Below are 20448 nucleotides of genomic sequence, written 5' to 3' on the forward strand. Positions count from 1 at the left end.
TGGGCACAGGGCGTCACCGCCGGTACCGTCCATCGGACCGTTGACAGCCAATTTGCCCGGGGGAGTGACGGTCGCCGCATGCGTGAGGATTCGCCGCGCTGGGAGCAGATCAATCCGAGCGCCTTCGAGCACGAGAAGGACGGCCTGCGCAATCTGGCGTCCTATCTGCCCGATGTGGAGCCGTTCCACGTCTGGGCCAATGTGGAGTTCGTCGCGACCGACGGCTCGATCAACGAGGTCGACGCGCTGGTGCTCACCCGGACCGGGCTCTACCTGCTGGAGTTGAAGCACTGGACCGGTGAGATCGGTGGCACCGGGACCCAGTGGACCCGACGCGCCGGTAACCGGCGGATCGCCTGGCCCAGGGACAACCCGCTCCTGCTGGCCAACCTCAAGGCCAAGCGGCTGAAGGGACTGCTGAAGCGCTACGCCAAACCCGGGACCCCGATCCCGCACGTGCACGCCGCCATCTTCCTGCACGCCGGCGGCATGCGTTGCACCCTCGACGACATCGGCCGCCAGCACGTCTACGGCCTCGACGGCGACACTTCCGGCCTGCCCAGCCTCAAGGACCTGCTGACCGCACAGCCGGACAGTCCGCGCCAGCGGGTCGACGCCGTGCGCGCCCGGCAGATCGTCGACCTGGTCCGCGGTGCCAATCTGCGCCCCTCGGTGGCCGACCGCCGGATCAACCAGCTCGTCCTGCACCAGCGACCGGTCGCCGAGGGCCTCGGCTGGCAGGACTTCCTCGCCGACCACACCGTCCAGACGGGCCTGCTCCGCCGGATCCGGTTCTATCTCGCGAGCCGCGCCGCCGAGGAGGACGTGCCGGCCATCAAGAAGGCCGCCGAGCGCGAGTTCCGGCTGCTGCAGGGCATCCACCACCCGGGCATCGCCCGGGCGTTGGACCTGGTCGAGCATCCGTGGGGGCCGGCGGTCGTCTTCGACCACCACCCCGACTGGGTACGTCTCGACCAGTGGCTCGCCGAACGCGACGGCAAACTCCAACTCGCCCAACGCCTGCAACTCGTCCAGGACCTCGCCGAGATCGTCGACTACGCGCACTCCCGACGACTGTCCCACCGGGCCCTACACCCCCGGGCGATCTTCGTGGCCGACCCGGAGAGCACCCGACCGTCGCTGGTGGTGACCGACTGGCAGACCGGCGGCCGGCTCGCCACCACCCGGCTGACCCGCACCCCGTCACCCACCGACCCGGCCAGTTTGGAGCTGTTCTTCGACGACAGCGTCCGCCGCTACCAGGCCCCCGAGGCGTCCACGTTGGACGACCTCCCCGGGCCGCAGCTCGACGTGTTCTCGCTCGGCGCTCTGGCGTACCGCATCTTCGCCGGCCTCGACCCGGCCGCAACCGCCGAGGAACTGGTGGCCGCGGTCGCCGGCGGCGGCCTGCACCTGGAGGCGGTGGCGGACGGCATGCCGGTGGCCCTCGTGGAGGCGATCTACGACGCCACCCGGGGCGACCCGGCGCACCGCACCCGCAAGGTCAGCGACTTCCGCGCCTGGATCGAGCTGGTCTGGGAGGAGCTGACCGCCCCCGACCCGGAACCGGTGGTCGACCCGCTCCAGGCGCACCGTGGCGATGTTCTGGACAACGGTCTGGAGGTGGTCAAGCGGCTGGGCACCGGCGCCACCGCCACCGCGCTGCTGGTCGCCCGGGAAACCCCGGAAGGCCGGCGGGAACTCGTGCTCAAGGTGGCCCGCGACGAGCAGTTCGCCGACCGGTTCGCCGCCGAGGCGCGTACCGTCGAACAGCTCCGCGACGCCCGGGTGGCCGCACTTGTCGACGGGCCGATCCGGGTCGGCGGCCGGACCGCCCTGCTGTTGGAGAGCGCCGGATCGCAGACCCTGGCCGAGGATCTGCGTGGCGGCCGGCTCGCTCTGGGCCTGCTGGAACGGTACGGCCGCGACCTGCTGGAAATCGTGGCGTTCCTGGACGGCCAGGGGGTGTGGCACCGGGACATCAAGCCGGCAAACCTGGCGTCCCGGCCCCGGCCCAAGGACAAGGAACTCCACCTCTGCGTTTTCGACTTCTCGCTGGCCGCCGTCCCGGCCGACCAGCTCACCGCCGGGACCGCCGCCTACCTGGACCCGTTTCTCGGCCCGCCGCGCCGGCTGCGGTACGACGCCGCCGCCGAACGGTTCTCGGCAGCCGTCACCCTGTTCGAGATGGCCACCGGCACGCTGCCCCGGTGGGCCGGCGGCGCCAACCCGGCCGTGGTCCCCGACGAGGTCACCCTCGACCCGGGCGCGTTCGACCCGTCGGTGGCGGACCGGCTGGTGGCCTTCTTCCGCAAGGCCCTCGCCCGGGACACCGCCGACCGGTTCGACACCGTCGACGAGATGCTCGACGCCTGGCGGGCCGTGTTCCGCGAGATCCCGGAACCACCCGCCGCCACCGACCACACCGGCGCCGCCGTACCGCTGACTCTGATCTCGCCGTTGGACGCGGCCGGCCTGACGCCACGGGCCCGTTCGGGCCTGGAACGGCTCGGCATCCTCACCGTGGGGGAGCTGCTCGACGCCGAACCGTCGGCGCTCACCCGCGCGCGCGGCATCCCGGACGCCACCCGCAAGGAGATCCTGGCCCGCACCCGCACCCTCCGCGAACAGTTCGCCGACCCGGATCCCGAGCCGAGACCCGCCGACCGGCCGCTCGCCCAGGGCATCGAGGCGCTCTGCGGCACCCTGCTGCCGGCGCCTTCGGGCCGGACGAGCTGGCAGCGCACTGCGCTGCAGGTGCTGCTCGGCCAGGCCGCCACCGACGACGGACACTTCCTGCACTGGCCGTCGCAGGCCGACGTGGCCCGAGCCGTGGGCAAGCTACAGCCGCAGATCTCCACCCTGCTGCGCCGCCACACCGCCAAGGACTGGCGGGACAACATGGCGCTACTGCTGCTGCGCGACGAGGTGGTCGCGCTGCTCGACACCCGGGGCGGCGTGATGTCCGCCGAGGAGATCGGCGAGGCGCTGATCGCCGCCCGCGGCTCCTACACGGCCGAGCCGAAACGCACCGCCCAGGCCGTCGGCCTGGTCCGGGCCGCCGTCGAGACCGAACTCGCCCGGGGCGGCGACGCCCGGGTGGCGATGCACCGCGGCCGCGGCTGGACCACCGTGCTGATCGGCCGGGAACCGGACGACCCGGCCACCGAACGGACCGCCGCCGACCTGCTCGGGTACGTGGTCCGGCTGGGCCGCCGGGCGGTCGCGCTGGCCGCCACCGACCCGCTGCCCAGCCGGCAACGCGCCGTCGAAGACCTGCGGGCCCTGGAGACCCCACCGGCCGGCATGTCGACCCTCACCGACCTGCGGCTGCTGCAGCTCGCCGCCGCCGGCAGCGACGGCGCCGTCTACGTCAACGCCCAGGGCCAGCTCTATCCCACGGGGATGCCCGCCGAGCGCGCGCTGCGCCTGGCCGTGGGCGCGCTGGTTGGCCAGAAACTGCCCCCCGACGCGGTACGCACCAGAGTGCGCACCCGGTTTCCCCGGGCCACCGAACTGCCGGACCGGCCGGCCCTCGACGGGCTGCTCCGCGACGTGCCACTCACCTGGGACCCGGCGGCCGGCTGCTACACCCCACCGGGCCACGGTTCGTCGCTCACCGGCACCCGGGTCGCCAGCACCACCGGCCCGATCCTCGGCCCCGACGCGGCCGGCGACGCCCAGGCCCGGCTGACCGGCGCGGTCGATCGCGCGGCGTTCCTGGTGGTGCTCGCCCCGATCCGCCGGCTCACCGCCGCCCGCCGGGCGCTGCTCGACAGGTTCGACCTGACCGAGGTCGACGTCACCGCGATCCTGCTCGACCGGCTGCGGTCCCAGGGCTTTCCGTGGGAGGCACTTGTCGCCGCCGACAACGGCTCGCCGACCGACCCCGACTTCCGCAGTCTTGTCGAGTTGGTGCAGCACGAGGTCGTACCCGCCGTCGAGGAAGCGCTTGCGGCGGCCGGCGGACCGGTGCTGCTCACCGAGGCCGCACCGCTGGCCCGCTACGGACAACTCCGGCTCGTCCAGGAGCTGTCCGACCCCACCCGGGCGCGGCCGGCGGCCCGACTGCTGCTGGTGCCGGCCCGCCGGGAGGTGCCGGCGATGCTCGACAACGTCCAGCTTCCCCTCACCTCGCCGGCCGCCCAGTCGATGTGGCTGCCCGACGACTGGATCACCCCCGCCCTGGAGAGGACCACCCCCCGATGATCGCCCTCAAGGCGCTGCAAGGCCAGGTCACCGCCCTCACCGACGACCTGCGCACACAGGTCGGGCGGGACTCGTCGTTGAGATCGGCGCTGGAGAAGGAGCACGGCCAGGCGACCTCGGCGAAGCGGACCGCGGCGACGTTCGAGACATGGCTGGAGGATGTGCTCGACCAGGCCGCCGTGGCGTGGGTGCTGGGGTGCGTGTTCGTCCGCTTCTGCGAGGACAACGACCTGGTTGAGCCACTGTGGATCGGCGGCCCCGAGCCGGCCGCCCCGGTGGGTAGGGCGATGCAGCACCGGCAGCAGTACCTGATCGAGAACCCTCGGCACAACGACCGCGAGTGGCTGCGCGAGGCGTTCGGATATCTGCGTGGGTTGCGCGCCACTGGCAAGGTCTTCGACGAGCACAACCCGATCTGGCGGTTCGACATCTCCGGTGAGGCCGCCGAGAAGCTGTCCGAGTTCTTCCGGCGCGGACCGGGGCTGGTGTCGCTGCGCAAGGACGACCTGGACACCCGGTTCCTCGGCGACCTCTACCAGGATCTCTCCACACACGCCAAGAAGACGTACGCGCTGCTCCAGACGCCCGAGTTCGTGGAGGAGTTCATCCTCGACCGGACGTTCAAGCCAGCCGTCGACGAGTTCGGCCTGTCGGAGACGTCGGTCATCGACCCGACCTGTGGGTCGGGGCACTTCCTGCTCGGGGCGTTCTCGCGGCTCGTGACGTTGTGGCGGGCGCGGGAGCCGCTGGGGGACCCGCGGGTGCTTGTCGAGCGGGCGCTGAGCCAGGTGACTGGCGTGGATATCAACCCGTTCGCCGTGGCGATTGCCCGGTTCCGGCTGCTGATCGCAGCCATGAAGGAGTGTGGGCTGACGTCGCTGGAACGCACGCCATGGTGGCCCGTGCGGGTGGCGACGGGCGACTCGCTGCTGCGTTGGGACGAACGGTCGAGCCACCAAGGCGACATACTGGACCTGCTGGAGGGCGGGAGCGGCTTCGCGTACGCGACCGAGGACGCAGACGTGCTGGGTGAGTACCTGCGCGAAGGTCAATACACCGTGGTGGTGGGCAACCCGCCCTACATCACGGTGTCGGACCCGGCCCGCAACAAGCTCTACCGGGAGATCTACCCGGACGTGTGTCACCGGCAGTATGCGTTGACAGTGCCGTTCGCAAAGCGGTTCTTCGACTTGGCCAAGCGCTCCGACGAGTACGGCGAGGGGGCGGGGCACGTCGGCCAGATCACCGGCAACGCTTTCATGAAGCGAGAGTTCGGCAAGAAACTCATCGAGGACTACTTCGCCCACCAGGTGGAGTTGACCGAGGTGATCGACACGTCCGGTGCCTTTATTCCGGGCCACGGAACTCCTACCGTGATCTTGATTGGTCGAGCCAATTTCCGTCGCCGCTCTGAAGTTGTGCGGACGATTCTCGGCGTGCGCGGTGAACAATCCACGCCAGAGGACCCTGTCCAAGGACAGGTTTGGCGGGCGATTATCGGCCAGGTGGATTACCCCGGGTCAGAGTCCGCTTGGATAAGCGTAGCCGACCTTTCGCGCCGACAGTTCCTTCGCCATCCGTGGAGTCTATCCGGAGGTGGCGCTGTTGGGCTAATGACGATCCTTGGCCGGGTCGGAGACATCCTCGGAGATCAAGTCAACATGGGGTTCGTGGCGATTACCGGTGAGGATGATGCCTTCCTTATAAACTCAGGTGCCGTTCGTCGCCACGGCATCGAGGTTGCTAAGCCCGCTGTGCGAGGAGAAGCTGTTCGCGATTACAGTGTCATAGAGACCTTGCACTGTCTTTTTCCCTATGACGACAGACTTGAACGATACGATCCGCAGGCAGTCCCCAAGACCATCCGATTCTTGTGGCCAGCGAGGAGGGTGCTGGAGGTAAGGCGGCGATTCGGGAAGCCGGTCGAGACAATCGAGTACTTGCGGTGGTACGACATTCGCGAGTTGTATCGCGAAAAGCTAAAGACAGCAACCTGTGTTTCCTTTGCCTTCGTTGCGACACATAACCATTTCGTCCTTGGTCGAGCCGGTGCAATCTTTAATCGATCGGCGCCTGTTGTCAAACTGAAGGAGGGTGGGACGGATGAGCATTATTTGCGCATTCTGGGTCTGCTCAATAGCTCGGCAGCTTGCTTCTGGCTGAAGCAAGTTAGCCAACCGAAGGCGGGCACCGCAAACTCCAGCGGCGGGGGTAACCGTTTGAGCCCAGAGCCATGGTACGAACGATACGAGTTTACAGGGACGAAACTCGAAGAGTTCCCGCTGCCACAGGCGTATCCGCTGGAGCGAGCCCGGTTGCTCGATTCGCTGGCGCAGCGGCTTACCGCTGCGACTCCGACGGCGGTCGCAGAGTCCGGTGTGCCGACTCTGGAGCGGCTGCGTGCTGCGCGAGCAGGTTATGAATCTACCCATGCGCAAATGATCGCGGCGCAGGAGGAGTTGGACTGGGAGGTCTACCGGCTCTACGGGCTACTGGATGATGACCTGACCACGCCCGAGCCGCTGGAGCTGAAACTGGGAGAGCGGGCCTTCGAGATCGTGCTGGCTCGGAAGATGGCGGCCGGCGAGGTCGAGACGCAGTGGTTCGCGCGGCACGGGTCGATACCGATCACCGAGCTGCCGGCGCACTGGCCGGACGACTACCGGCGGCTTGTGGAACGGCGGATCGCGGTTATCGAGTCGGACCGCAACATTGCGCTTATCGAGCGCCCGGAGTGCAAGCGTCGCTGGGCCACCGAGGGCTGGGACGCCATGCAGGCTAAGGCGCTGCGGGACTGGCTGCTGGATCGGTTAGAGGCGCCCGAGCTGTGGGGTGACCGCCCGGTGCCGCAGTCCGTCGCGCAGTTGGCCGACAAGGTGCGGCACGACGAGGACTTCCGTGCCGTGCTTGAACTGTGGGTCGGCCGGGACGACTACGACCTGACCAAGACGCTCAGCAAGCTCGTCGCTGAGGAGCACGTGCCGTACCTGCCGGTGTACCGCTACAAGCCGTCGGGACTGCGCAAGCGGGCGCAGTGGGAGCGGACCTGGGAGCTGCAGCGGCTGGAGGACCAGGGTGAGGAGGGCATCCAGGTCCCGGTCCCGCCCAAGTACACCTCGGCCGACTTTGCCAAGCCGTCGTACTGGCGCAACCGTGGCAAGCTCGACGTGCCCAAGGAACGATTCATCTCCTATCCGAGGGCGGGCCGGGATGGCGATCCGACTGAGCTGCTCGGCTGGGCCGGTTGGGATCACCTGCATCAGGCGCAGGCCCTCGCCACCGTCTACCTCGACCGCAAGACCCAGGCCGTCTGGCCGGCCGAGCGCCTGCTTCCGCTGCTCGCCGGCATCGCCGACCTGGAGCCATGGCTTCACCAGTGGTACACCGACGAACGCCCCGGCTTCCCCGGGTCACCAGCCCAGTTTGTCACTGACCTCCTCGACTCGGAACTTGCATTTGGCAGAGTTAGCCGTTCAGACCTTGGGTCATTATCTATGGTTTGGTAGGCCGACAGTTAGGTGTGACGACTTCTATTGCTTGAACGGGAGACGTAGTGTCGGTTCACGATCGAATCCTTAAAGACTTTGTCTCGACAAGCGAGGCTCGTCGGCACATTTGTCAGGCGCTATCGACTGCGGGCATGACGGTCGAGTATGTTCATGAAACTAGAGATGCGAAAGTATGGGCGCTATTCGTACGCATGCCCGATGATCTGCAGGTCGCCCTCGGTGAGTCTCGAGAACTGTTGGTGTACGTCGCTGAGTACGGGAAGTTCCAAGCGCGAGAAATTGATCGAGCCTCTGAGCTAGTCAGGGACCAAGGAGCAAGGCTTAGTCGATCGATAGGTGTAATCCTGACGGCTGACAAGCGCACCGGTGAACAAGTAATGGAGGTCGGCGAAGAAAGCGAAACATTCTTCATTGGCTTTAGCATCGACCGAATAAGAACGTGCCGACCGCTAGGCGAGGATGACTTCAGAATTCTACTTCAGGCACAAGCGTATGGGCGAGATCTATACGACTTACCAGGGGCAGTCACGCGAAGTCGCGACTTTTTTGGTCGGCGACGCCTTGTTGAGCGACTTAAGCAGGAAATTGCTATGGGATCGGCGCACCAGGGCATATTCGGACTGCGGAAGATCGGTAAGACCTCCCTCGTAAACCGGCTCGCACAACTGGTTCGAGAAGACGGACGATGCTTTGTAGCGCAGATTGATTTACAACGTGCAGCCGCCATTAGGCCCGATGCCCAGTACATTATGTGGTCGATTGGTCAAGCTATATACGACTCTCATCGACATATCCGGGACATCCGGTCATTACGTATGTTTGGCCGTTACGAGCTGTTTTCTGACATCGAGCCTACTGAGTCGGTGTACGAGTTGTTTGACCATGACTTGCGTCAGGTGTTGGCGGTTCGTAAGAGGCGGATAGTCGTTATCCTAGATGAGATCGAGCGGATACTTCCTCCGACCGGGAATGCGCGTTTAGAGCAGGAGTTTGTAAGGTTATGGCGCGTGCTCCGTGGACTGGATCAGCAGCTTCCCAACCGGCTTTCTTTTGTAATATCTGGCACTAATCCGAAGTGTGTGGAAGATGCCAAGGTCGGAGATGAAGATAACCCCATCTACAATTACTTCACGCGCGAGTATCTGAAACCTCTATCTTTAGGTGAAGCAGGTGACCTGCTTAACTCAATTGGCCATAAAATTGGCATAGAATGGCCAACACTTAGCGTGTCAGAGGCTTTTGCTCAGACGGGTGGTCATCCGGCGCTGCTCCGTGCCATGGGATCGATAGTGCACCGCCAGAACCTTAATAGGCGTAGGCAGGTGGCAGTCGGTAGGGATGAAGTCCGTAACGTGAGTCAAGTCCTACTTGTAGAGCGTGCGCCGTTACTGGCGCAGCTCGTCTCGACGCTAAAAGACGAATACGCAGATGAGTATTACTTGCTATCCCTGCTGGCGCAGGGTCGTGTACACGACTTCAAGGAGCTGGCCTCCGAGTTTCCGAGCGATATAGCCCACCTTGTTGGTTATGGGATATGCAGTGAGTTAAGTGGCGTTCCCCGGCTAGGAATCCGAATCCTGCAAACCTACTTGCAACGACAGCTTTCGCAGCAGCGCCCTGATCGTTCTCGCCGAGATGTCCTTGAAGCTGGCGAATCGGTAAGTGACTATTTAATCGAGGGGCAAGTTGGTAGACGTGGCGGATTGGCCACTGTCTACAAGGGGCGAAATGTGGGAACCAAAGAAACGGTCGCAATCAAAGTGGTCAGAAGCGGTAAACTAAGTACTGTTCAAAGGGAACTTGACATCCTGCAAACGATCACCCATCGAAATATAGTAAAAGTGATAGAGGCGGGGATCCTCGATGACGGAAACCCTTTCCTCGTTATGGAGTACGTCGAGGGTCCCACTCTGGCAGATTTCTGTGACGCATCGAGTCGTCCTACCGAACATGCTTTATTGCGATGGGCGGTAGATCTATTATCCGCATTGGAATCAATACATCCTCGTCCGACTCAAGTTGAAGAAATTCGTAAACAGCATGACGAGCTTGATGGTGATGTGGTGCAGGCTATTTTTGAGGCACAGCACGGGGTCATTCATCGAGACATCAAACCCGAAAACGTGATTCTACATAAGAGTCGCGGGCCTGTCCTAATCGATTTCAACATCTCTGTCAGAGCCGGTGATCCAGTTAAGACTGTCTCTGCTACGCCCGGTTACTTGCCTCCTGCTCTTTTACTGAACAGTTGGTCGCACGAGGTGGATTTGTATCAGTTGGGCGCTACTCTTCTCCAATTGGCTGCTGGCAATCGCCTCGACGACGCGTCGATGTGCGACCTGGATATTCTGGCTAAGCGCAACCTGTCAAGACGGGGCTACGAGCTGATCTCTCGGCTGTTACTATTCGATCAGACCGGAGGTTATCGTCTAACATCCGAGGCACTTAGAGATGCTAGACAAGCGCTCAGCTCGTTGGGTCGCCAAGGCTAGCGAAGGTATCCGAAAGATATGTTGTCGAAGGGTGCGGTCCTTGCCATTTATAGCAGTTAAGTCGAAGGAAGATCATCCATGCGGGATGAGAGAAGGTCAGAGTCGGGCCGGACGGGTTCTTAGAGTCGCGGACGGCGACGAGGCCGGGTAGGTTGGTGGCGACCTCGACGCACTCGCCGCCGTTGCCGCCGCTGCGGGTGCTCTTGTGCCACTGTGCACCGATGAGATCAGCCATGGTAGATCTCCCTCAAGATCTTACTGATCAGGAGCTTAGATTGTGCCTCATCGAGGGCTAGCTCCTCCAGGCTGCGCCAGGCGTCTCGATAGGCGGCCAGTTCCTCGGGCTTGTCGAGGTACAACGCACCTGTCAACGACTCGCTGTAGACCACTGGAGGCTCGGGGGCAGCCCGACCGCTCCTGGTAGCGGGGAAGTCAAGGATGATGAAGGACCCGGCTTCCGCGCCCCAGTGCGGTCCGGCGGCGAGTGGCACGACACGAACCGTCACATTGGTCAGCTCTGCCGCCTTTTGCAACTGATCGAGTTGGCTGGCCATGGTGGTGCGCTCGCCGACCTGACGGAGAAGCACCGCCTCGGACAGGATCGCTTCGAGTCGAGGCGGCTTAGGTACCCGTCTTGTGAGCAACGATTGCCGTTGCATACGTACCTCAACTGCCCGCTCCCGATCAGCCTCGCCCACGCTGGGTCTATCCGTCTTGGCGAGCACCCGTGCGTACTCCCGTGTTTGAAGCAGGCCCGGAACGAGAGTCTGCTCGTACCGGCGGAGGTGTGCGGCGGCGGACTCCAGGCCGACGTACAGCTCGAACCAGCTCGGGATGGCGTCGCCGTAGGCGTGCCACCAGCCCTTGGACTTGGTTTCGGCGGCCAGGCCGCGCATCGCCTCGGTCATCTCGGGCGCCACGTCGTACAGCTCGCACATGGCCTTGACGTCCAGCACCCGCACCGGGCCGAAGCCGGACTCGATGCGCCAGACCTTCTGCCGGCTGTATTCGAGCGCGTCGGCGGCGGCGTCGAGCGTGACGCCGGCCTCGGTGCGGAACTGTCGCAGCAGCCGGCCGAGCTGCCGGCGTGGCACGGTCGAGCCAATGTCGTCTGGCACTGGATCCCCCCAGGTTCCGTGATGGAACGCCTACTGAACGTCTATGGCGTTCCGTAGGCGAAGTCAAGCCACGGCGCGGTGCGCGACCACCCGGACGGGTGATCGACTGCATTCGTCGCCGCCAGTCGAGCACGGGGCGTCAACCGGTCGGGTTCCGTGGTGGAACGACATCGCGTCACGCGCTGGAACATCGGATCGTTGCGACGAAGGAAGATCGTAGGCGTGCCAACGTTATCCACCGGAATCGTTGAGTTTCCGCTGGTCAACAGCACAGGATGGGTGCCGGTGCGGCGGTCGGATCGATTGCCCCGGCGACCGCCGCGCTGCTCAGTCGCACCCGCCGATTGAGCCGCTCTGGCGCCGTACCGCAGGGGTGAGGCTGCGGCGCCAGGGCCGGGGTGGGCTGCCCGCCGGGACGGGCGAACGGCCCACCCCTTCCACCACAAGCGGGAGTCAACGATGCGCCACAACCGCTCCACCGCGTACACCTGGCTGCTGCCGTGGCAGGTGCGGGAATGCCTATTCAAACCCGCCCGGTTCGGGCGCCGCGGCGTCAACGCCGACGAGCGGGGCCGGCGATGACGCAGCGGTACGTGGTGCATCTGCCGTTTACCGCGGCGGACCTGCCGGCCGCGCTGCGGCTCGCCCGGGTGCTGGCCCGCTGCGTCGCCCGCCTCTCGCCCGTCGAACCGGGCGGCACCACGGTGTCCGAGGAGGATGCCCAACACGTACGACACTGGGTATTCTGTGACGCCCTGATGCCCGGTGGCCGGCGGTGCGTGCTGCGGTACGGCCACGATGGCGAATGTGCCCGCCGGCTGCGCCGCTGATGGATGCCAACTCGCCAACCTCGCCCGACAGCACCCCGACGGCGGACGAACTGCAAGCCCGAGCCGAGGCCGCCACCAGGTACGTACGAGAGCGCATCAACCCGCATCTGTCCGACGTCGACCTCGCCGCCGCCGAGCGGTTCTGGGCCCAGATCGAGGCCGGTCACCTCCCTTCCATTGACGACCTGTCCGAGCCGCACAGCAAGCGACTGGCATGAGCCGAGCACTGGCGGATCGTGACGTTACGGTTACCGTCGGCTCTCGTGACTGAGGTCGACGGGTGGCGTGACGGCCATCTGTCGCGGAATCGTCGGCACCGGTCCGACTGACGTGTCACCCCGCCGCCGGGGGGACAGCAGGCGCCAGAAATACGTGCCGAACGCGAGCGCCACACCGAGCGACACCACCGACCCGACGAAGAGATACAGCGGCAGGTACCGCGGGTCGAACATCGAGAACCGGGCGTCGACCTCCTTAGCGTTGACTCCGAAAAACGCCAGCACCAGGGTGACCGGCAGACCCACCGTACTGAGGAAACCGACCGCGATCGCCCACCGCAGCCGGCGCTCGTCGTCGGCGCGCCGCTCGATACTCTCGATGGCGGTCAGTTCGGCCCGGATGGTCCGGTCCAGCCGTTGCAGCATCCGCCCGACCGTATCGGCCTTCTGCCGCAGCCCCATGCAGTCGAACAGGGCGTTGTGATAGCCGGCGACCCGTAGCGACGGCACCAGGATCTCCAGGTCGGCGGTCGACTCGACGCTGTAACTCAGCTCCAGCTCCAGTTCCCCGAGCTGGTTGGCCATCCGCTCCAGGGTCCGGCGACGGTTGGCCAGGCTCCGCCGGCCCGGCTCCGACCGACGGAACAGCCGCAGATCCTCGTACGCGTCGTCGCGGATCCACCGCAGCCGCACCCAACTTCCCACCGCCTGAGCGGCCGACACGAAGGCGCAGTTCTCGATGTAATCCTGCTGGCCGGTCAGCACACTGACATAGGGCCCGACGGCGACGGTCGTGCCGGGCCGGCGGTTCAACTCGGCCGGGTAGGTGATGGCGCTGAACTCCCGCCGGTACGGCAGGTCACTGCGATAGATGAGCTTCTGCGTGATGTCCTCGGCCTCGTCACCCGGGAAGGTGTCGGCGAAGACGATCTGGTGCCGCTCCGGCTCGAACGTCTGGCTCGGGCAGGACACTCCATCGTCGGTGGCCCGCTCGCACGCGAACGACTCCAGCCGGGTGCCGTCGACCGTCACGTCCAGGTAGTAGCAGTCCTCCAGCAGCTCGATCGTTTCCACCGGTCCCGCCGTCACGTCGAGCGTGAGCGCGATGACCGCCTGGCCGGACGGCAGGTACACCGACCACAGCCGAGCGCCGGTGAGCCGACCGTCGGCCGTCCAGCGCTGGAACGACAGCCGGGCCGGATCGAGCACCAGGCGCTCCGCCACGTACGGGAGCTGGTCCTGGGCCTGGTCGACATAGCGACCCAGCCGGCCGAATCGCAGGTGCCGGCTCAGTGTCCCGGCGTCCCCGGGATGCCGCACGTTCTCCCACCGGGTGCCGTAGATGTTGGTGATGCGGACGGCCTGCCGGCTCACCGGCGGATCAAACTTCAGCCCCGCGCCGGCCGGCTCAGAAGGCGTGCCACTCAACCGTCTCGTCCCCGTCCCGCATCGATCGCACCCGCAACGCGAACTCGGCCGCCACCTCCGGCCCCTCCGCGACGTTCTGCATGAGCCAAGTGGTCATGGCGACCTCGCGGATGCCGCGCAACACCGGGAAGCCGTCCCACTCGGTCACGTCGTAGCCGTAGGCGTCGGCGAACGCCCGATACTCGGCATCCGGCAGGCCGACGCGGCGGTTCGCGACGGCCACGGGGGTGAGGTCCCATTCGCGCGGCCCAACGGACGTCGCCTCGAAGTCCAGCAGCACCGCGGCACCCTTGCGGCCGAGCAGATTCCCCACGTACGCGTCCCCGTGCAGCGGCCCGGACGGCAGCTCGAAGACCAGGTCGTCGTACCGCTCCCGCAACTGCGCCTCGTGTCGGCGGAGGAAGTCCCGGTCGTCCTCATCGACATCGACCGCCGCGTCGATCCGACCGCCAACCTCCCGGAGCGGATCGAACGCGGGCAGGTCACACGGCGCATCACCGGCCGCGTGGAACCGCCGCAACAGATCCGCCAGGTCGGCGGCATCGGGCGGCGGCTCACCCTGATCCACCCGACGCCAGAACGACACCGGATGACCGTTCACATCCAACGGCTGCTCCACCTCGTCATAGGGCCGCACCGCCGGCACTGACCGATCGTCGAGCCACCGAGCCACACACAACTCCCGACCGAAGATCGGCATTCGCTCGGCGGACCGGCCGATCCGGACCACCACCGGCGTACGCCGCAGCTCGAAGATCGCGTTAGAACCGAGCCGGACGAGCCGGGCATCGTCGGCGGACAGCCCGACGGTCTCACACGCCTTGCCGAGCACCTCCCGCGCAAGCGCTGACGAGAATGGGGAGGGTGCGGCGTCCGACATGTCCCTCACCCTTCCGACGCGACGCACAGTCGTCAAGGCGCCACCCAGGTACGAGTGAATGGCCCTATCGCACCTCGCGCGGAGGGTTCAATTGAGCCAGTTTCATCGCGTGTAGCGGCTGCGGCGCGAGCCGGGCTGTCGGCTTGGTGGCTGCGCCCGGCGGCGATCGTGTGTCAGTTTCTCATCAGGGTGGCGGCACGGCGCCAGGCGAACCCGGCGCACGACCGGCACGCGGACCTACCGACGATGGGGGCCTCATGACCGCACAGGAAGCCCGTGGAAGGACTGGGGTGCGGCGCTGCCCGCCTCCGCCGAAGCACTTCGACCCGTTCACCGCCGCGCAGCACGATCTGATCCGGTACGGTCTGCCGCCACGCCCCGACCAGCGGACCCGACCTGGCGAGGCCGAGCTGTGGGACCGCCAGGCGCGCCGCTATAAGGATTTCGGCCATCTCGATCCGGAGTTCGACCCCACGACGGCGGACCGGACCGCGACCGCCGACCGTGCGCTCGGACCGGATCCGATCGAGTCGTGCGGCTACCAGTTGACCACCAGTGCGTCGGCGCCGTTCACCATTCTGTTCGTCACCTGGACGGTGCCGAGCCTGCGCTTCGCCGCCAGCCCGTTCGGCGTGAACCGGTTCCGCACCTTCGCCGGGCTGGGCTTCCTCGACGTCCACGTCGAGATGACCGTCGACTCCGCCCAGCAGGTCACCAGCCAGTTGTGGGCGCAGAGCGTGGGCAACGTCAACCTGCCGGTCCGCCCCGGCGACGTGATGAGTGCCTCGCTGTGCCTGAACACGAACCCGGCCGGCACCGCGAGCTACTTCTTCACAAACGAGACCAGCCGGCAGACGATGAACTTCTCGGTCGACACCGGGTTCCCGCCCGCCGTGACCGTGAACGCCGGCGTCTCCCGCGGCGACCTCAACCTGCCGGTCCATCCGCTGGCCCAGTTCGGCGTCGTCTACTTCGACGAGATCAGCGCCTACACGACCGCTGGCAGCCGGTCACTGACCTCGGGCCAGGCGATCACCATGACCGAGTCGAACGGCGTCACCCTCGCCACGCCGGTCCGACTCACCGACTTCACATTCAAAGCCGTGTACGGAACCTGAGCGGCGCATGCACCGGCGCCGTACAGCAGAGGCCCCATGGTGGGTCGCACCTCGTGGAGAATGCGCGGGTGCATCTTGATCTGGACAGCGTCGACTGGGCGTCGCTGACGCACGCGTACGGAAGTGCCGAGGACGTTCCCGACCTGCTCCGCGACCTGCGGTCCTCCGATGCCGAGGTCCGTGGCGAAGCGATGTACGAGCTGTACGGCAACATTCACCACCAGGGCACCCGCTACGAGGCCAGCGCGTACGCGGTGCCGTTCCTGCTGGATCTGCTGGCCGACCCCGCCACTCCCGACCGGCACATAGTCATCCATCTGCTCACCTGCCTTGCGGTCGGCGATGCCGCCCACTCCGTACCCGCCGGAGGGTTCTCCGTCGCCGAACTGCGCGACGACATGGCCGAGATTTCGGAGGAGGACTGGCGCCGCTGGTCGCAAGAGTTGCAGGAGTGGCGTGAGGCGGTAGCCCCAAGACAGCGGCAAGCGTCTCCGCTGACCGAGCATGAGCGGCACTTGTTGGATGCCATGGCTGCTGCTGCCCGGGTAATAGCTGGTTCCTTCGGAGATCGTTACGGGCTCGCCGCGTACGATGCCGTCCGGGCCGGCGTCCCGCTGCTGTTGACCTGCCTGGACGACGCGGACGCCGAGGTGGTCGGGGAGGCGATTCATGCCCTGGCCTGGTTTCCGGAGGAGGTGACGTCGATCCGCCCCCGCCTGATCGAGATCGCCACCGACGAGCAACGCCCGGTGCCGGTCGCGGGCGCGGCGCTTGTCGCGTTGGGGCTGGTCGGCGGCGCGTTGACGCAACCGGTGACGGATCTGCTCGCCAGGAACCTCGCCGGGGCAGACCGGGACCTGAGGTGGGCGGCCGCCGTGGCGTGGGCGCAGCTGGCGGGTGAGCGGATGCCGGACTCGGTGCTGGCCGAGCTGCGGGGATGGGCCAGCCGCCGGAAGGAGTCCGGGCGGACAATCTGGGACGCGAGCCCCAGCCATGTGGCACTCGGACTGCTCGACGCCTTCGCCGCGCCGGTGGCTGAGGAGGTGCGGTCGGACCTGGTCGCGGCGGTGCTTGCCGAGGAACCCACATCGAACTGGCACAACCACTTCAACGTGGTGCTGGGGTGCGCGTTTCCGCGGATGGAATCGGATCACGGCCGCGCCTTCGAGGAACTGACGGCGGCGCAGCGGGCGGTGGTCACCTGGCTGCTCGACAACCCGCACGTGTTCGGGTCCTCGGGTCCACAAGGTCCGCTGCGCCAACACGGCCTGCCGACGACGCACGAGGAGCTACAGAATTATGCCGGTCTCGACGGGTGACACCGCCGGACCGCTCGCGGTCGCGTTGACCCGCGCGACCAGCCCCGCTGTCCGGCCTACGGGATTGGGCCGGTCTGCATGGTCATGGTGACCGTGGTTTCCGCCGCGACGTTCGTCCCGCCCGCCGGTGACTGGCTCGCCACCCAGGCGCTCAGACTCGTCGAGCCGGTGAACTTCGGCACCAGGCCCGCGCCGCGTACCGCCTGGTCGGCCTGCGGGCGCAGCATCTCGCGGACGTGCGGGACGGTCTTGTCCAGCGGCAGATCGACGGAGATGGACACGTCGCACGACGATGTCGCGTTGAACGTGGACAGCCCGACGAGATGCGCGCCGGCGAAGAAGCGTTGCTCCGGGGTGAGGTTCAGCGGCGGCGGAACGAGATTGTTCGGGATCCGGCTCGGCAGGTCGGGCCACAGCTCCGGCGGCAGGTAGTTGGCGAAGAACATGATGAGCAGGTCATCGGTGGCGATGCCGACATGCGGGCACGGTCCGCCGCCGCCGACCGGGCGGCAGGGCACATTCTGCTGGTACGGGAAGTAGTCGTAGTGCTCAGCGTTGTCGAACACCGCCCGGTGTCGGGGCTTGGCGATGGCGTTCCAGTCGGGGGCGCCCAGCGTGGCGTCGGGGTCGATGGTGCCCCAGGTCAGCAGGCGGGGCACCGCGTTCTGGTGGATGGGCTTGGTGCCGTAGTTTGGCTGCCAGTCGTTCCACACCCCGCTGATCGAGGCGACGGCGGCGACCGGGATGCGGGTGGCGAGGATCCCGGCGTGCAGCGCCCCGTACGAGTGGCCGGCCAGGCCGGTCCTGGCGGCCGGCAGCAGCGCGGCCTTGCCGGTCCAGCCCTGCCGCATCCAGCTCACGGTGCTGGCGAGCGCCTGCTGCGTCGACTGGCTCACCGCCGGATGCATGTCGATGTCCGGCAGATCGGGTACGGCCACCACGTACCCGGAGCGAGCCAGCGCCGCCGGGGTGCGGTGCCACCGCCGGAAGTGGTCGTCGTCCTGGTCGCAGTGCCCATGCGCGAAGACGATGAGCGGGTACTTCCCGCAGCCGGTGAGCATCGCCGCGGTGTCCGGGGTGGAGTCGATACTCGGGTGGTACACCCGGATACGGGTCGGCGCCCCGTCGGCCGGCCCGTACTCCCGCACGCCCCAGAAGACGGGCGCGAGGGCGCTGGGCTGCCAGCCGATCGGGCAGGTGGATGGGGGAGTGACGGCGGCGGGTCCGATCTCGGCGTCACTCACGGAGTCCTCCTCGACGGCTGCGCGCATCCACAAGGTGTCGGCACGTTAACCCACTGTCACCGTGATCACCTCCATCCTGCCGCTGATCCGACTGAGAGCTGTAGCGTCCGTGCGTGGATCGCGCTCCTGGCCGCATGGAGCGCGTGCTCGCCGACCTTCCGCCGGCGAGCCGCCGCACACGGCGTCGCTTGGTCAGAGTCGGATAGCTTCGACGACTGTTTCGGTGTAGCGGCCCGGAGCGGTTGTCACGATCGGCACCTGGCTTTGGCTAGCCGTGCTCGCTGCGTGCAGGACGGGCCACTCGATGCCCGGATGTTCGGCACGCAACAGGACGACATCGGGCGTGCGTCTGAGCCCGATGATCTCGATGGCACCTGGCGGACCACCGGTGACCAACTCGGCCAGGTGGCCAGGCAACGCCGGCCGGCGTACTGCGGCAACAGCCAGGCACAATGCCGGAACGCCGATGGAGGGGCCGCTGTCGATTGCGGCGATCAGCAGCCGAGACAGTTCAAGGCGGTGGTGCTCCTCACCTTGGGCGGTGAGTCCGGCTATCAAAGCGAGCTCATCGAGGATGTAACCGCTCACGCCGCAGCCCTGGCGCGGGACGAACCCCGTGGAGGAGGGCGCGGCGGCGGCGTGGTGGGCTGAACAGCAAGGGCTCGCAGATCTGCTCATCGCGCGCCGCGACATACCGCTCCGGGCATCGGACTGGCCGGCGATCCGCGCCCGGATCCGGCGTGGCCCGCGCGCCGGGACACCAGCGACGACGCGCGCACCGGCCCCCCGCGAGCGCCGAATCTCTGACCTGCCGGACTGGGATTGGAAGCAGCTTCAACTGTCAGTCGTCGAACACGCGGAGACGCTGGTGCTGACCGGCACCTCGCGGGCCTTGTTCGATGCCGGCGACGAACTCACCTGGTGCGGCAACGAGGTCGCCGTGAACAGCGACATCCGCCGCTTTGGGGGGCCAGCACTACTCAGCCAGTTCAACGGCCCGCAACCCCGCCCCGGCCGACGCGACAACAGCTGGGAATGCATGGTCCTCGCCGAGGACCGACCCTTCTGCCGGCGTCCATGAACACTGTCGTCTCTGGCAGATCCGGTCGATGTGCGGTGCCGCGCTCATCTGCGAGCGACATCGCGACTCGTGGCTGCGGACGACGGGCCGCTATTGATCAACCGAGGTGTTCGGCGGGCGCGGTGTTGAGCAGCCAAGCCAACGGCAATTTCGTCGTGATTTCGTATTCGCCGGCATCGCTGAGTCGATGCATGGTTACGGTCTGGCCAGCATCTCGGTCCACCACCCAGTAACGCGGGATGCCGGCCCGGGCGTACTCCTGGTGCTTGACCATGGCGTCCATTGCCTCGGAGCCCGGCGACACGATCTCGATCACGAGCAGGAGGTCGGTGACAGCCAGCCACACGCTGCGTGGTTGCGGCGCGGACCACACGCTCAGGTCCGGGATCCGGCCACCGTCCCCGGCTGGCCCCGGAATCCGGACGCCGGCCGCCTGCAGGATCTGTTCGGCCGGCCAGCCGCCGAGAGCGAGCCAGACCAGCAGGCGGCTGGCAATGGCGGCATGCTCCGAGTCGGGCGGCGGCATGACGGACAGAACCCCCTCAGGGCTGGTCTCGTACCGGTGCCCGTGCGGATCTGCGGCGATCATGGAGCCGAGATCGTCGAGCGTGACGACGGCGGGCATGTGCATGCCGACGGCCTCAGCGCTCATGCCAGCATCCTACCGAGCTGAGCGAGTCCGCCACCGGCAACACCCCTTCGCGAGTCGGTCGAGCGGAAGGCACGATCCGGAACTGCCGCGCCGATCCCGATCCGAGCCGATCTATCCGCGAATCGGGTACGCACGCGAGCCGGTTATGGCGATCTCAGGTGCCGAATGGTGGCCTTCATCAGCTAGTTCGACATCCCCTCATCGCACCGGAGCAGTTTGTATGCTCGCTCGCCAATTCCGGCGATCCGATTGGTCACACCCTCAGTCACCAACTCGACACGGTGACGGAATCGCCGGTCGGTCCACCAATATCGGCACATCAGCCAGGCGAGCAGGAGGCCGGTGTGACG

The 20448-nt window shown here is 66.6% G+C and carries 16 protein-coding genes; 9 read left to right on the plus strand and 7 right to left on the minus strand.

The window, feature by feature from the left end:
• Window positions 1-78 precede the first annotated feature (78 nt).
• The 3 genes from pglW (at window position 79) to ACFQUZ_RS21650 (ending at window position 10210) form a co-directional block, all read left to right on the plus strand.
• On the plus strand, window positions 79-4209 hold the full coding sequence (gene pglW / locus ACFQUZ_RS21640; RefSeq protein ID WP_377445152.1) for a BREX system serine/threonine kinase PglW: 4131 nt from the start codon (window positions 79-81) through the stop codon (window positions 4207-4209).
• Window positions 4206-7715, plus strand: a complete 3510-nt coding sequence (gene pglX, locus ACFQUZ_RS21645; RefSeq protein ID WP_377445155.1) for a BREX-2 system adenine-specific DNA-methyltransferase PglX — start codon at window positions 4206-4208, stop codon at window positions 7713-7715. The genes pglW and pglX overlap by 4 nt, the downstream gene beginning before the upstream one ends.
• A gap of 134 nt (window positions 7716-7849) precedes the next feature.
• Entirely contained in the window at window positions 7850-10210 is a 2361-nt protein-coding gene (locus tag ACFQUZ_RS21650) for a phosphotransferase (RefSeq protein WP_377445157.1), read from the plus strand.
• On the opposite strand, the gene ACFQUZ_RS21655 is transcribed toward ACFQUZ_RS21650, so the two are convergent.
• Both ACFQUZ_RS21655 and ACFQUZ_RS21660 read right to left on the minus strand, forming a co-directional pair.
• Window positions 10185-10445 carry a DUF397 domain-containing protein gene (locus ACFQUZ_RS21655; protein ID WP_377445160.1) on the minus strand — a complete coding sequence of 87 codons (261 nt, stop codon included), beginning with the start codon at window positions 10443-10445 and terminating at the stop codon, window positions 10185-10187. The genes ACFQUZ_RS21650 and ACFQUZ_RS21655 overlap by 26 nt on opposite strands.
• Window positions 10438-11328: a helix-turn-helix domain-containing protein gene (locus ACFQUZ_RS21660; RefSeq protein ID WP_377445163.1), complete on the minus strand. Its 891-nt coding sequence runs from the start codon at window positions 11326-11328 to the stop codon at window positions 10438-10440. The genes ACFQUZ_RS21655 and ACFQUZ_RS21660 overlap by 8 nt, the downstream gene beginning before the upstream one ends.
• Before the next feature lie 459 nt (window positions 11329-11787).
• Here ACFQUZ_RS21660 and ACFQUZ_RS21665 point away from each other — a divergent pair, with 459 nt between their 5' ends.
• From ACFQUZ_RS21665 to ACFQUZ_RS21675, 3 genes are read left to right on the plus strand one after another with little or no spacing between them, the layout of a single operon-like run.
• Window positions 11788-11910, plus strand: coding sequence for a hypothetical protein (locus ACFQUZ_RS21665; RefSeq protein WP_377445166.1), 123 nt, complete (start codon window positions 11788-11790; stop codon window positions 11908-11910).
• Entirely contained in the window at window positions 11907-12158 is a 252-nt protein-coding gene (locus tag ACFQUZ_RS21670) for a hypothetical protein (protein ID WP_377445169.1), read from the plus strand. The genes ACFQUZ_RS21665 and ACFQUZ_RS21670 overlap by 4 nt, the downstream gene beginning before the upstream one ends.
• Window positions 12158-12376, plus strand: coding sequence for a hypothetical protein (locus ACFQUZ_RS21675; protein ID WP_377445172.1), 219 nt, complete (start codon window positions 12158-12160; stop codon window positions 12374-12376). Before ACFQUZ_RS21670 ends, ACFQUZ_RS21675 begins: the two co-directional genes overlap by 1 nt.
• Before the next feature lie 30 nt (window positions 12377-12406).
• On the opposite strand, the gene ACFQUZ_RS21680 is transcribed toward ACFQUZ_RS21675, so the two are convergent.
• Together ACFQUZ_RS21680 and ACFQUZ_RS21685 are read right to left on the minus strand one after the other, a co-directional pair.
• Window positions 12407-13750, minus strand: a complete 1344-nt coding sequence (locus tag ACFQUZ_RS21680; RefSeq protein WP_377445174.1) for a hypothetical protein — start codon at window positions 13748-13750, stop codon at window positions 12407-12409.
• 34 nt (window positions 13751-13784) lie between these two features.
• Entirely contained in the window at window positions 13785-14684 is a 900-nt protein-coding gene (locus ACFQUZ_RS21685; RefSeq protein WP_377445177.1) for a phosphotransferase enzyme family protein, read from the minus strand.
• Window positions 14685-14941: 257 nt separating this feature from the next.
• On the opposite strand from ACFQUZ_RS21685, the gene ACFQUZ_RS21690 reads away from it, so the two are divergent.
• Together ACFQUZ_RS21690 and ACFQUZ_RS21695 are read left to right on the plus strand one after the other, a co-directional pair.
• Window positions 14942-15802 (plus strand): G1 family glutamic endopeptidase, encoded by an 861-nt coding sequence (locus ACFQUZ_RS21690; RefSeq protein WP_377445180.1) that lies wholly within the window; start codon window positions 14942-14944, stop codon window positions 15800-15802.
• Between the two features lie 68 nt (window positions 15803-15870).
• Complete coding sequence (locus tag ACFQUZ_RS21695) at window positions 15871-17121, plus strand: hypothetical protein (protein ID WP_377445183.1); 1251 nt, start codon at window positions 15871-15873, stop codon at window positions 17119-17121.
• A 56-nt stretch (window positions 17122-17177) separates the two neighbouring features.
• Here ACFQUZ_RS21695 and ACFQUZ_RS21700 read toward each other — a convergent pair whose 3' ends face one another.
• Together ACFQUZ_RS21700 and ACFQUZ_RS21705 are read right to left on the minus strand one after the other, a co-directional pair.
• Window positions 17178-18365, minus strand: coding sequence for a PASTA domain-containing protein (locus ACFQUZ_RS21700; protein WP_377445186.1), 1188 nt, complete (start codon window positions 18363-18365; stop codon window positions 17178-17180).
• A 192-nt stretch (window positions 18366-18557) separates the two neighbouring features.
• On the minus strand, window positions 18558-18953 hold the full coding sequence (locus ACFQUZ_RS21705; protein WP_377445189.1) for a hypothetical protein: 396 nt from the start codon (window positions 18951-18953) through the stop codon (window positions 18558-18560).
• Between the two features lie 28 nt (window positions 18954-18981).
• Between ACFQUZ_RS21705 and ACFQUZ_RS21710 the strand changes: the two genes are divergently transcribed.
• Window positions 18982-19446 carry a hypothetical protein gene (locus ACFQUZ_RS21710; RefSeq protein ID WP_377445192.1) on the plus strand — a complete coding sequence of 155 codons (465 nt, stop codon included), beginning with the start codon at window positions 18982-18984 and terminating at the stop codon, window positions 19444-19446.
• A 97-nt stretch (window positions 19447-19543) separates the two neighbouring features.
• Here the strand turns inward: ACFQUZ_RS21710 and ACFQUZ_RS21715 are convergent, their stop codons facing one another.
• Window positions 19544-20098 (minus strand): Uma2 family endonuclease, encoded by a 555-nt coding sequence (locus ACFQUZ_RS21715; protein WP_377445194.1) that lies wholly within the window; start codon window positions 20096-20098, stop codon window positions 19544-19546.
• Window positions 20099-20448: the final 350 nt, after the last annotated feature.

This window comes from Plantactinospora sp. GCM10030261 (genome assembly GCF_042666615.1).
Classification (GTDB): Bacteria; Actinomycetota; Actinomycetes; order Mycobacteriales; family Micromonosporaceae; genus KBS50.